The 12,895-nt window shown below is 66.0% G+C and carries 12 protein-coding genes; 10 read left to right on the top strand and 2 right to left on the bottom strand.

The window, feature by feature from the left end; translation table 11 throughout:
- Nucleotides 1-9: 9 nt before the first annotated feature.
- The 5 genes from AWB68_RS10845 to AWB68_RS10825 all read left to right on the top strand — a co-directional run bounded on the left by AWB68_RS10845 (nt 10) and on the right by AWB68_RS10825 (nt 6,169).
- Entirely contained in the window at nt 10-1,146 is a 1,137-nt protein-coding gene (locus tag AWB68_RS10845) for an NHL repeat-containing protein (RefSeq protein WP_087644343.1), read from the top strand.
- A gap of 20 nt (nt 1,147-1,166) precedes the next feature.
- A complete protein-coding gene (gene efeB / locus AWB68_RS10840) occupies nt 1,167-2,429 on the top strand; it encodes an iron uptake transporter deferrochelatase/peroxidase subunit (protein ID WP_087644416.1) in 1,263 nt (420 codons plus the stop codon).
- Between the two features lie 67 nt (nt 2,430-2,496).
- Entirely contained in the window at nt 2,497-3,516 is a 1,020-nt protein-coding gene (locus AWB68_RS10835; RefSeq protein ID WP_087644342.1) for an iron ABC transporter substrate-binding protein, read from the top strand.
- Nucleotides 3,516-5,126 carry an ABC transporter permease gene (locus AWB68_RS10830; protein WP_087644341.1) on the top strand — a complete coding sequence of 537 codons (1,611 nt, stop codon included), beginning with the start codon at nt 3,516-3,518 and terminating at the stop codon, nt 5,124-5,126. Before AWB68_RS10835 ends, AWB68_RS10830 begins: the two co-directional genes overlap by 1 nt.
- A complete protein-coding gene (locus AWB68_RS10825) occupies nt 5,123-6,169 on the top strand; it encodes an ABC transporter ATP-binding protein (RefSeq protein ID WP_087644340.1) in 1,047 nt (348 codons plus the stop codon). The genes AWB68_RS10830 and AWB68_RS10825 overlap by 4 nt, the downstream gene beginning before the upstream one ends.
- On the opposite strand, the gene AWB68_RS10820 is transcribed toward AWB68_RS10825, so the two are convergent.
- A complete protein-coding gene (locus tag AWB68_RS10820; protein WP_087644339.1) occupies nt 6,170-7,090 on the bottom strand; it encodes a LysR substrate-binding domain-containing protein in 921 nt (306 codons plus the stop codon).
- 157 nt (nt 7,091-7,247) lie between these two features.
- On the opposite strand from AWB68_RS10820, the gene gbd reads away from it, so the two are divergent.
- Both gbd and AWB68_RS10810 read left to right on the top strand, forming a co-directional pair.
- Complete coding sequence (gbd, locus tag AWB68_RS10815) at nt 7,248-8,387, top strand: 4-hydroxybutyrate dehydrogenase (RefSeq protein ID WP_087644338.1); 1,140 nt, start codon at nt 7,248-7,250, stop codon at nt 8,385-8,387.
- A gap of 147 nt (nt 8,388-8,534) precedes the next feature.
- Nucleotides 8,535-9,980, top strand: a complete 1,446-nt coding sequence (locus AWB68_RS10810) for an NAD-dependent succinate-semialdehyde dehydrogenase (protein ID WP_087644337.1) — start codon at nt 8,535-8,537, stop codon at nt 9,978-9,980.
- 74 nt (nt 9,981-10,054) lie between these two features.
- Here the strand turns inward: AWB68_RS10810 and AWB68_RS10805 are convergent, their stop codons facing one another.
- On the bottom strand, nt 10,055-10,276 hold the full coding sequence (locus AWB68_RS10805; protein WP_087644415.1) for an FmdB family zinc ribbon protein: 222 nt from the start codon (nt 10,274-10,276) through the stop codon (nt 10,055-10,057).
- A gap of 258 nt (nt 10,277-10,534) precedes the next feature.
- Between AWB68_RS10805 and AWB68_RS10800 the strand changes: the two genes are divergently transcribed.
- The 3 genes from AWB68_RS10800 to AWB68_RS10790 form a co-directional block, all read left to right on the top strand.
- Nucleotides 10,535-11,029, top strand: coding sequence for a CBS domain-containing protein (locus AWB68_RS10800; protein ID WP_087644336.1), 495 nt, complete (start codon nt 10,535-10,537; stop codon nt 11,027-11,029).
- Nucleotides 11,030-11,292: 263 nt separating this feature from the next.
- On the top strand, nt 11,293-11,694 hold the full coding sequence (locus AWB68_RS10795; RefSeq protein WP_087644335.1) for a phasin family protein: 402 nt from the start codon (nt 11,293-11,295) through the stop codon (nt 11,692-11,694).
- A 155-nt stretch (nt 11,695-11,849) separates the two neighbouring features.
- A partial coding sequence (locus tag AWB68_RS10790) for an alpha/beta fold hydrolase (protein WP_125482911.1) occupies nt 11,850-12,895 on the top strand: 1,046 nt, incomplete at its 3' end.

The raw sequence follows: 12,895 nt of genomic DNA, 5'->3' as shown, positions 1-12,895 counted from the left end.
GACACTTTCATGAAACAGATCAAAGCCAGAGCCGCACTCGTCGCCGGGTCGCTGGCCGCCGTTGCCGCGTTGTCCCTTGCCGGCATCGCGCATGCCGAGCCCCAGGGCTTCCTCGAAACGATCAAACGCCACGCGACGCTCGTCAACACCGTGCCCGACAACGGCGACCAGAACCCCTACGCGGTGATCGTCGCGCCCGTCTCGGCGGGCACCGTGAAGAAGAACGACGTGCTCGTCGGCAACTTCAATAACTCGGCGAACCTGCAGGGCACCGGCAGCACGATCGTCAACTATCACCCGGACACGAAGGAGTTGACAGTCTTCGCGACCGTGCCGCGCGACCTGAAGGACTGTCCGGGCGGCATCGGCCTCTCGACCGCGATGACGATGCTCAAGTCCGGCTGGGTGATCATCGGCAGCACGCCGAGCAACGACGGCACGACCGGCACCAAGGGCGCCGGCTGCCTGATCGTGCTCGATTCGCAAGGCAAGGTGGCATCGACGATCGTCAGTCCGAACATCAACGATCCGTGGGGCAACATGGCGGTCGTCGACAACGGCGATCACGCGACGCTCTTCATCAGCATGGCGGGCTTCGGCGTGGGCGGCGCGGACGGCAATCCGCCCGTCTTCAAGCAGGCCACCGTGCTGCGCCTCGAACTCGACATCCCGCAGGGCAAGGCGCCCGTCGTCAAGCAGGAAACGGTGATCGGCAGCGGCTTCGGCGCGCAGGCCGACAAGGGCGTGTTCCTCGTCGGGCCGACCGGGCTCGCGCTGTCGGCGGACAACAAGCGGCTGTTCGTTTCGGATGCGATCGGCAACCGCGTCAATGTCATCGACGATCCGCTGACGCGCGACACCAGCGCGGGCGTCGGCCGGCAACTCACGGCCGAGGGCTTGCTGCACCGGCCGCTCGCGATGATCGTCGCGCCCAACGGCCACCTGCTCGTGACGAATGCGCTCAACGGCCAGATCGTCGAGATCGATCCCGAGACGGGCAAGCAGATCTACGCGCGCTGGATCGATACCGACAAGGCGCAGACGCCGCCCGGCAACGGCGACCTGTTCGGCCTCGCGATGACACCCGAAGGCGACGGCTTCTACTACGTAGAGGATGACGTCAACGCACTGGTATTGGCGAAGTAAGTTTGGCGAAGCAGAAAGTCATGACATACGATCAGGATCCACCGCGGCGCCGCTTCTTGAAAGCGGGTGTGGCCGCGGGCGCCGCGCTCGGCGCAAGCAATGTCGCGCAGGCCGCACTCGCCCGCGCGCCGGCCGATCCGCAACGGGCGGTCGAGCCGTTCTTCGGCGAGCATCAGGCGGGCATCGTCACGCCGCAGCAGAGCCACACGTACGTGGCCGCGCTCGATCTCGTCACCGACAAACGCGATGACGTCATCGCCCTGTTGCGCGAATGGACCGACGCGGCGGCGCGCATGACGCGTGGCGAGACGGCGAAGCCGCTCCCCGCCGACGACAAGGTCGCGCCCGATTCCGCCGATGTGCTCGGCCTCGGCACCTCCGGCCTCACCATCACGTTCGGCTTCGGCCCGGGCCTGTTCACGCGCGACGGCAAGGACCGCTACGGCCTCGGGCAACGGCGCCCGGCCGCGCTCGTCGACTTGCCGCGCTTCAACGGCGATCAACTGATCCCGCAAAAGACCGGCGGCGACCTGATGATCCAGGCCTGCGCGAACGATGCGCAAGTTGCCTTCCATGCCGTGCGGCAGCTTGCGCGCATGGGCTACGGCGCCGTGCAGATGCGCTGGGGCCAGGCGGGCTTCCTCGCCGGCGCGCGCGATGAAACGCCGCGCAACCTGATGGGCTTCAAGGACGGCACGAACAACCCGCCGACAGCAGACGCTTCGAAGATGAAGGAGTTCGTCTGGGCGAGCGTCGCCGATGCACCATGGATGCAGGGCGGCACGTACACGGTGGTGCGGAAGGTCCGCATTACGCTCGAACACTGGGACCAGATGGAGCTTGGCTTCCAGGAACAGGTGTTCGGCCGCGAGAAATACAGCGGCGCGCCGCTTGGCAAGAAGAGGGAATTCGATCCGGTCGATCTCGATTCGCTCGATCACGACGGCAATCCGCTGATTCCCGAGAACTCGCATGTGCGGCTGTCGAACCAGGCGTCGAACAAGGGCGCGCAAATCCTGCGCCGCTCGTATTCGTACAACGACGGCACCGACTTCTACATCGAGCGGTGGCCGCCGTGGCGGCAGGAGACGGAATACAACGCGGGGCTCATCTTCATCGCGCATCAGAGCGACCCGCGCAGCGGCTTCATTCCGATCAACGAAAAGCTCGCGAAGTTCGACCTGATGAACCAGTTCACGACGCATGTGGGCAGCGCGGTGTTTGCGTGCCCGCCGGGCGTGCGGCAGGGGTCGTTCATCGGGGCGGGGTTGTTCGGAACCTAGCACGCAAGACAACAACTTCAACCCGCTTCGACCCGCGGCTTCAACGAGACCCAAGAGACGAACCACCATGAAAACCAAGTCCACCCTCGGCGCAAAGCTGTGCAGCGTTGCGCTGCTTGCGGCTGCCGCCGCGCTCCCGTTCGACTCGAACGCCGCGTCACTCACGCTGTACAACGCGCAGCACGAGCAGGTCGTCGACATGCTGGCGAAGGACTTCGAGAAGCAAAGCGGCATCTCGGTGAAGGTGCGCAATGGCGAAGGCCCGGCGCTCGCGGCGCAGCTCGTCGCGGAAGGAACGGCCACGCCCGCCGATGTCTACTTCACCGAGAACTCGCCCGAGCTGATGCTGCTCGATGAAAAGGGCCTGCTCGCGAAGACCGACGCCGCGACGCTCGCCGCGATCCCCGCGCGCTACAACGCGCCGCAGGGCACCTGGGTGGGTGTCGTCGCGCGCGAGAACGTGCTCGTGTACAACACGAAGAAGATCGACGCCGCGCAATTGCCCGCATCGCTGATGGATCTTGCGAAGCCCGAGTGGAAAGGCAAGGTCGGCATCGCGCCGAGCGACGGCGACTTCCTGCCGGTGGTCAGCGCCGTGATCGCGATGAAAGGCGAAGACGGCGCGCTGCAATGGCTCAAGGGCCTCAAGACCAACGCGCAGATCTTCGACGACGACGAAGGCGTGGTCGCGGCCGTGAATCGCGGCGGCGTGGCGACGGGCGTCGTGAACAACTACTACTGGGCGCGCCTGCACGTGCAGCTCGGCGACAGCGCGACCCGCAGCGCGATCTATCACTTCGGCCACGGCGATGTCGGCGCGCTGGTGAACGTGTCGGGTGCGGCGGTGCTCAAGTCGAGCCAGAACCAGGAAGCCGGCCAGCGCTTTCTCGCGTATCTCGTGAGCGCGCGCGCGCAGGACCTGATGGCGAAGAGCCACATCGGCTTCGAGTATCCGCTGCGTGCGGGCGTCGCGCCCGATCCGCTGCTCAGGCCGTTCGACCAGTTGAGCCCGCCCGCGCTCACCATCGAACAACTCGGCGACGACAGCAAGGCCGCGAAGCTGATGCGCCAGGCCGGCCTGCTGTAATGAGTGAAGTCGTGAAGGCCGCCGTGCCGCTTCCTGCCCCGCGCGCGGCGCGCGGCCGGAAGCGCGCGCCACGTGGCCTGTTCGCGGCGGCGGCGGTCTGTGCGTTGCTGGTGCTGATGCCGCTCGCCTTCACGCTGTATCGTGCCGCGACCTTCGGCTGGGACGATACGTTCGAGCTGATCTTCAGGCCGCTCGTCGGCGAACTGCTCGTCAATACGCTGATGATCACCGTCGGCGCGACGCTGGCTTCGGCCGTGATCGGCACCGCGACCGCGTGGTTCGTCGAGCGCACGCGCCTGCCGGGACGCGGCCTGTGGTCGGCGCTGACGGTCGCGCCGCTTGCGATGCCGGCCTTCATCACGAGCTACGCGTGGGTGTCGCTGAGTCTCGACTTGCAGGACTTCGCGGGCGCGCTCCTCGTCATCACGACCGCCTACTTTCCGCTCGTCTATCTGCCGGTCGCGGCCGCCTTGCGCGGCATGGACCCGGCGCTCGAAGAATGCGCCCGTTCGCTCGGCTGCGGACGCATCGAAGTGTTCTTGCGCGTCGTGCTGCCGCAATTGCGGCCGTCGCTGTTCGGCGGGATGCTGCTCGTCGCGCTTGGCGTGCTGTCGGAATTCGGCGCGTTCACGCTGCTGCGCTTTCGCACCTTCACCACGCAGATCTACGCGGAATACCGCACGAGTTTCGACGGCAGCGGCGCGTCCGTGCTCGCATGCATCCTGATCGCGATGTGCCTCGTCTGCCTCGCCTTCGAAATGCGCGTGCGCGGCGCGACGCGCTATGAACGCCTCGATCGCGGCACGCGTCGCGCCGCGCTGCGTTACGACCTTGGCGCGTGGCGCTGGCTCGTCGTGGCGGGCTTTGCCGCGCTCGCCATCGTGACGCTCGGCGTGCCGCTCGGCATGATCGGCTACTGGCTCACGCAAAGCCGTGCGGCTGCCGTGACGCCCGCCGAGGTCTCGCCGGCGTTGCTGGCGAGTTCGACCCTCGCCTCGCTCGGCTACGGGCTTGCCGCCGCCCTGGTGACGACGCTGCTGTGCGTGCCGCTCGCGTTCCTGCTCGTGCGCTTTCCGAGCCGCGCGGCGACCGTCTTCGAGCGCATCGTGTTTCTCGCGCAAGGGTTGCCGAGTCTCGTCGTCGCGCTCGCGATCGTCTCGCTGGCGGTGCATGCGCTGCGCCCGCTGTATCAGAGCGCGGCGCTGCTCGTCGTTGCGTATGCGATTCTGTTCATGCCGCTCGCGCTCGTCAGCGTGCGCGCGGCGCTCACGCAGGCGCAGCCGCGACTCGAGGAAACCGCCCGCTCGCTCGGTCTCGGCTGGGGCGAGACCGCGCGGCGCGTGGTGTTGCCGCTCGCGGGCCCCGGCTTCGGCGCGGCCGCGACGATGGTCTTCATCTCGGTGGTCACCGAACTCAACTCGACCTTGCTGCTCTCGCCGATCGGCACGCGCACGCTCGCGACGCAAGTCTGGAGCGACACGTCGACGCTCGCCTTCGCCGCCGCCGCGCCTTATGCGGCGCTGCTGGTCGGCGTATCGCTGGGTGCGTCGGGGCTGCTGTTCGCGCTGCTCGGCAAGTCCGCCGTGCTGGGACGGAGCGCATCGGCATGAGCGAGCTTCGCATCAGCGGTCTCACGAAATCGTTCGACGGTCATGCGGTGCTGCATGGCATCGACCTGTCGGTGGAACGCGGCACGCTGCTCGCGCTGCTCGGTCCGTCGGGCAGTGGCAAGACGACGCTCCTGCGCGTGCTGTGCGGCTTCGAGCGCGCGGATGGCGGCACGGTCGATATCGACGGACGGCGCGTCGCGGGCGATGGTCTGCATGTGCCTTCGGAAGCGCGGCGCATCGGGTATGTGCCGCAGGAGGGCGCGGTGTTTCCGCATCTCTCGGTGGCCCAGAACATCGTGTTCGGGCTGCCGCGCGGCCAGCGTCGCGCGCGGTATCGCGTGGATGAGCTGCTTGAACTGGTCGGCTTGCCTTCCTCTTATGGCGATCGCGCGCCACAGGCACTCTCGGGCGGCCAGCAGCAGCGCGTGGCGCTGGCGCGTGCGCTCGCGCCCGCGCCGTCGCTCGTGATGCTCGACGAGCCGTTTTCGTCGCTGGATGCCGCCTTGCGCATCGAGACCCGCGAAGCCGTGACGAACGCGCTTGCGGCCACGGGCGCGACGGCTGTGCTCGTGACGCATGACCAGTCGGAAGCGTTGTCGCTCGGGCGGGAGGTGGCGGTGTTGTCGAATGGCCGGCTGGTGCAGACGGACACGCCGGAAGCGCTTTACCGCAGGCCGGCGACGCCCGAACTCGCGACGTTCATCGGCGACGCAGTGCTATTGCCGGGCATCGTGTGCGATGACGCGGTGGAATGCGACATGGGCCGTTTGACGCTCGGCCGGCCGATGAACGCCGGTCCCGTCGATGTCATGATCCGGCCCGAGCAGATCCGCATCTCGCAGGTGGGGACGAATGTCGAGGGCGGGTTCGAGGCGATCGTCGAGAGCGTGACGTTCTATGGGCACGATGCCAGCGTCAGGCTGCGGCTGACGAAGAGCAACGGCGTCGTGCTGACGCGCGTGGCGGGGTATCTGAGTCCGCGGGTGGGGGAAAGGGTGAGCGCTTCTGTAGAGGGGGACGTTACGGCTTATCCGAGGCGTTGACTATCCACCCACAATCGCATTCATCAACATACGCGCCCCCACCGACAATGGCGCATCCCGCCGCGTAACCAGTTCATAAGGCTCACTTCGCGAAGCCAACTGCAACGGCAACATGCACGCCATTCCGTGCTCGGTACAAAACCGTGCAACATCGATCGATACGAGCGCGACGAGCGAAGCATTCTTCTGCAGCAACGACACAGTAGCAAACGCCGATGTCGTCTCCAGCAAGTGTGCAGGAAACCGCAAACCGGCGTCGTGGAACTCGCGTTCGAGCAAAACCCGCATCGGCATGTTCGCGCGATAGACCACCCATCGGTAATCAGCAAGCCCCGCCAGCGACAACCGGCGTCGCGCAGCAAGCGGATGCGCCGGATTGGCGATGACCGCAAGTGTTTCATCCTGCACGAACACACTGTCGTAGAGATACGGCGTCTGGCTCACGCTCGTGCGGCAAACCGCGAGATCGAGCCGCCCCGCATCGATCAAACCGAGCAGCGTAGCGCTCGTATCCTCGACGATCTCAACCGACATCTCCGGCTGCTCCTCCATCACCGCCGTGATCGCATCCGTGAGCAGCGGCACCGCGCCCATGATGACGCCGACGGAAACGCGTCCACCATGGCCCCGCATGATGCCCGCGATCTCCTCACGCAGATGCGCGAGGTCGGTATGAATCAGCCGCGCGTAGCGGATCACGCAATGGCCCGCCGCGTTGGGTTCGAGTCCGCGATTCGTGCGCACGAAAAGCGGCGTGCCGAACGTCGTTTCGATCTCGTGCAGGGCCTTGCTCGCGCCAGGCTGCGTCAACGCAAGCTGCTTCGCGGCGCCGAGCAGCGAGCCATGCTCGCCGAGCGCGATCAGAAGACGCAGTTGCTTGACGTGCAGGCGGGAGATGATCGAGTTGAGCGTGGGCGTCATCGGGTTCCGGGTTGAGGAAAAGTTATAGCGCTATCAAATGTTGTCAATATCGCGTCGCCGTCGCGGACAATATACTGTGAAATTGCGTCGGTCCAGTCGACCGGCCATTCATCCGCCGGATCGCAGCGCGGAGTCCTATAACTTTTCGTCAACCATCATGTCCCTCATCAACTACATCACGCAGATCCAGTTCGACCATGGCGCCGTTCGGCTTCTCGCCGGCGAATGCGAACGGATCGGCATTCGCCGGCCGCTGATCGTGACCGATGCGGGCATCCGCGCGGCAGGCATCCTCGACACCGTGCTCGCGACGCTCGCGAGCACGGCGCCCGTTCCAGTCTTCGACCGCACGCCACCGAACCCGAACGAGCACGCCGTGCGCGACGCCGTCGCGATGTACCGCTTGCACGAATGCGACGGCGTGATCGCGCTCGGCGGCGGTTCGTCGATCGATCTCGCGAAGGGCGTCGCCGTGTGCGCCACGCACGAAGGCCCGCTGCAAAGCTTCGCGCTGATCGAAGGCGGCGCAGCGCGCATCACATCGGCGACGGCGCCCGTCATCGCGATCCCGACGACCGCCGGCACCGGCAGCGAAGTCGGCCGGGGCGCGATCCTGATTCTCGACGACGGCCGCAAGGTCGGCGTGATCTCGCCTTACGTCGTGCCGAAGGTCGCCATCTGCGACCCCGAACTGACGCTCGGCCTGCCGCCGCTGATGACGGCCGCGACCGGCATGGACGCCATCGCGCATTGTCTCGAAACCTTCATGGCGCCGGCGTTCAATCCGCCCGCCGACGGCATTGCGCTCGACGGTCTCTGGCGCGCGTGGCGGCACATCGAGCGCGCCACCCGCGACGGCGCCGACCGCACCGCGCGCCTGAACATGATGAGCGCGTCGATGCAAGGCGCGCTCGCGTTCCAGAAGGGCCTCGGCTGCGTGCACAGCCTGAGCCATTCGCTCGGCGGCATCGATCCGCGTCTGCATCACGGCACGCTCAACGCGATCTTCCTGCCCGCCGTGATCGCGTTCAACCGCGCGGCGCCGTCGATGCTGGAGGAGGGCAAGCTCGAGCGGATCGCGCAGGCGCTGGGCCTCGCGTCGGCTGACGAAGTCGGTCCAGCGATCCGCGCGATGACCGCGAGGCTCGGCCTTCCGCGCGGGCTTGCCGAACTCGGCGTGACGCGCGAGATGTTCCCGCGCATCGTCGCGGGTGCGCTCAAGGACCACAGCCACAAGACCAACCCGCGCGAAGCATCCGGCGACGACTATCTGGCGATGCTCGAAGCCTCGCTGTGACACGGCGGATCGAGCGGCGCATGCGCGTTTGCGTCCCTGGCCGGGCCGGGAAGGTTTGCGCACGATCGGATAAGATCGTCGTTTGCCCTGTATTTCCTGGCCGCAGGCGGACGCGGCCAATTGCACAACCACTGTAAGGAACACAGCATGGCTACATCAGACTACACAGACACGCGTCTTCTGATCAACGGCGAATGGTGCGACGCCCAGAGCGGCAAGACGCTCGACGTCGTGAATCCGGCGACCGGAAAGCCCATCGGCAAGGTCGCGCACGCCGGCATTCCCGATCTGGACCGCGCGCTCGCCGCAGCGCAAAAGGGCTTTGAAGCGTGGCGCAAGATTCCGGCCAACGAACGCGCCACGACGATGCGCAAGGCCGCCTCCCTCGTGCGCGAACGCGCCCCCGCCATCGCCCGGTTGATGACGCAGGAGCAAGGCAAGCCGCTCGCGGAAGCGCGCGTCGAAGTGCTTTCCGCAGCCGACATCATCGAATGGTTCGCAGACGAAGGGCGCCGCGTGTACGGCCGGATCGTGCCGTCGCGCAACCTGTCGGCGCAACAACTGGTCATCAAGGAGCCGGTCGGCCCGGTGGCGGCCTTCACGCCGTGGAATTTCCCGATCAACCAGGTCGTGCGCAAGCTGAGCGCGGCGCTGGCATCCGGCTGCTCGTTCCTCGTGAAGGCGCCGGAAGAGACCCCGGCGTCGCCTGCGGCGCTGTTGCAGGCCTTCGTCGATGCCGGCGTGCCGGCGGGAACCGTCGGTCTCGTGTTCGGCGATCCCGCCGAGATTTCCGGCTACCTGATCCCCCATCCGGTCATCCGCAAGGTGACGTTCACCGGCTCGACGCCGGTCGGCAAGCAACTGGCCGCGCTCGCGGGCGCGCACATGAAGCGCGCGACGATGGAACTCGGCGGCCATGCGCCGGTGATCGTGGCCGAGGACGCCGACGTCGCGCTGGCCGTGAAGGCGGCCGGCGTCGCGAAATTCCGCAACGCGGGGCAGGTCTGCATCTCGCCGACGCGGTTCCTCGTGCACAACAGCATCCGCGATGAATTCGCGCAGGCGCTGGTGAAGCATGCGGAAAGCCTGAAGCTCGGCGACGGGCTCGCCGAGGGCACGACGCTCGGGCCGCTTGCCAACGCGCGCCGTCTCTCCGCGATGGACAAGGTGCTCGAAAACGCTCGTGCCACGGGCGCGACGGTCGCGACGGGCGGTGAGCGGGTCGGGTCGGAGGGCAACTTCTTCGCCCCGACGGTGCTGACCAACGTATCGCTCGAAGCCGACGTGTTCAACAACGAGCCGTTCGGCCCGATCGCGGCTGTTCGTGGCTTCGACACGCTGGAAGAAGCGATCGCGGAATCCAATCGCCTGCCTTACGGGCTTGCGGGTTATGCGTTCACCAAGTCGTTCCGCAATGTGCATCTGCTGTCGCAGCAGATGGAAGTCGGCATGCTGTGGATCAACCAGCCAGCGACCCCGACGGCGGAGATGCCCTTCGGCGGCGTGAAGGATTCGGGCTATGGCTCGGAGGGCGGTCCGGAAGCGATGGACGCCTATCTCGTCACCAAGGCGGTTACGGTGATGGCGGTGTAAGTTGCCGTCGCGGGGTCCGCATCATGCCGGGCCCCGCAGCGCGCGCCGAAACCTGGCGCGCTTTCTCCAATCGCTCAACCGCAGCACGTGCACGATCCGCGGTGACGCATGCCGTACGATCCGGCGGACTCGTCCGAGCCGCCTGACGCATTCCCGCCAAGCGCCGGCGCTCCGATCACGATGCGAGCCGCCGTGCTTCCGCACTCTGGACAAACGGCGGGATCATCGCGTTCGGCGATACGGCGTACTGCTTCGAAGGCACCGCATTCGGCGCACTCGTAGTCATAGACTGGCATGGCATTCGGCTGAAAAATTCGACGGCGGACATCGCGCGGCATTCGGCATGCCGTGCTTTGCCGGCAAGCCTGCTCGTCATATTGGCATGAAGATGCCTGCGACGCTCGACGTGTGCACTGCAACACGCGTTCTCACGATTGAAATGCTGACGGGATGGTCTAATGTCCAGTAAGGGCGGCGCGGCTCGCCATCCATTCGACGAATCCATTCGACGAATCCGCACCGCAGCCCGCGTCGCAGTGTCCGAGGAGTCGATCATGAAGCAGAGGTTCAATAGCCCGGAGCTAACGCTGCGCTACAAGACACTCCGCGAAATCCTCGCGGGCAAGGCGCCGGGTGCCTATTCCGTGGCGCCGGATGCGTCGGTGCTGTCCGCGTTGCAAGTGATGGCGGAGAAGGACGTTGGCGCACTCGTCGTCCTCGACGGGCGAAGACTCGTCGGCGTGTTTTCCGAACGCGACTACGCGCGAAAAATCGTGTTGAGCGGCAAGGCGTCGAAGGACACGGCGGTGCGCGAAGTCATGTCGGACGAAGTGCAGTCCGTGACGCCGGACCAGACCGTTCCCCAATGCATCGAGCTGATGACGGACAAGCGCATACGGCATCTGCCAGTGGTGGAGGGCGGCGAGGTGATCGGTATGCTGTCGATCGGCGATCTTCTCAAGGAGATGCTCGGGCACCACGAGCAGTTGCTCCGGCAAATGGCGATCGAGCGGACTGTCATGCTTACGCCGGACCCGAGCAGCTATTAGAGGGGCGGCACCTGACTCCAGGCACCACCCCGCTCAAGGGGCCGCATCACTCGCCATACGAGAGCCCACCCCAAAGGCAAGCGCAGCGGCCCCCACGCTGCTGCCCGGGCAAAAACCCGCGTCGTTGTGACCACGGCTTGCACCGTCAGGGTAAAGTGATGCCCGACGGCGATGCGTTCACAATGCCGGCTTCGCGCCCCGTCCGTGCGGCATGAGCGTTGCTCGAATGTCGCGATCGACGTACATAACCCCTGGAGACAGTCATGGCTGATCAAACGAATCCCTTTGGCGATCTGACGAAAATGCTCGAACAGTTCAAGGTGCCGGGCGTCGACATGTCCGCGCTGATCGAGTCGCGCCGGAAAGACATCGAGGCGATCGTCGAGGCGAACAAGACCGCCTACGACTCGATGCAGGCGGTCGCCCGCAAGCAGACCGAGATGCTGAGCCGCGCGATGCAGGACATCCAGGCCGCCGCGACGACGGGCATCACCGATCCCGGCAAGCAGACCGAAGTCGCGCGCAACGCGTGCCTGAAGGCGCTCGAAGATATGAAGGATCTCGCCGAGATCGCGCGCAAGTCGCAGGCCGACGCAATGGCGAGCATCACGCAGCGCGCGAACGAGCACGTAGAAGAAATCAAGAAAATGCTGCAGCGCAATTAAGTTGCGCCCGCCCCCTACCCGCGCCTGACGCCGAGTTCAGACTTTCGCGCGGCAGGCGTGACGCGGGGCGATCGCGCGTCGCAAAGCGATGAGACAAGACGCAATGCGACGCGACGCGAAAGCGGACTCTTAGACCAGAACTCCCAGGAGACAGCATGGCCGCGCCGTTCAACATGCCGGACGAATTCGTCCGGGGCTTTTTCAAATCGGGGCAGACGCTGCTGCAAGCCTACACCGGCGCTGCCGGAACCACCGGCGAAGCGCCGTCGTCCCCCGTCAAACTGCCGGCGCTTGCGCTCGCGCAGGCTCAAGCGCACTACTGGCAGCAGCAAATGGCGCTCTACATGGGCATGATGGCGAGCGCCACGGGCCAGGCCGCGGAGCCCGCCGTCCAGCCCGAGCGCGGCGACCGGCGCTTCAACGCGGAAGCCTGGCGCGACAATCCGTGGTACAGCCTGCTCAAGCAGACCTATCTGCTCAACTCGCGACTGCTCAACGACATGGTCGAGGCGTCCGGCGTCGGCGAGAAGGAGAAGCACAAGCTGCGTTTCTACGCACGCCAGTTCATCGACTCGATGAGCCCCGCCAATTTTCCCGCCACCAACCCCGAGGCGATGAAGACGGCCGTCGAAACCCAGGGCGAGAGCATGCGCGCGGGCTTCGCAAACCTGCTCGAAGACCTGAAGCGCGGACGCATTTCGATCACCGATGAAAGCGCCTTTGAAGTCGGCCGCAACGTGGCGGTGTCGAAAGGCTCGGTGGTCTTCGAGAACGAACTGTTCCAGTTGATCCAGTACGCGCCGCTCACCGAGAAGGTCGCCGAGCGGCCGCTCGTGATCGTGCCGCCGTGCATCAACAAGTTCTACATCCTCGATTTGCAGCCGGAAAACTCGTTCGTGCGCTTCGCGTCCGAGCAGGGTCAAACGGTGTTCCTCGTGTCGTGGCGCAACCCCGATGCGGAACTCGGCCACATCACGTGGGACGATTACGTCGAGAACGGCGCGATCAAGGCGCTCGAAGTCGGCCGCGCGATCTCCGGCGCCGACAAGGTCAACTCGGTCGGCTGGTGTGTCGGCGGGACGATTCTCTCGTCGGCGCTGGCGGTGCTGCGCGCGCGCGGCGACGACTCGGTCGCGAGCCTCACGCTCCTCACGACGATGCTCGATTTCAGCGACCCGGGCGATCTTGGCGTCTTCATCGA

Origin of the sequence: Caballeronia choica (assembly GCF_001544535.1) — a bacterium.
In the GTDB taxonomy this organism is placed as follows: Bacteria; Pseudomonadota; Gammaproteobacteria; order Burkholderiales; family Burkholderiaceae; genus Caballeronia; species Caballeronia choica.
The sequence above is the reverse complement of the archived record's forward strand: the minus strand, read 5'-3'. Positions and strand labels throughout refer to the sequence as shown.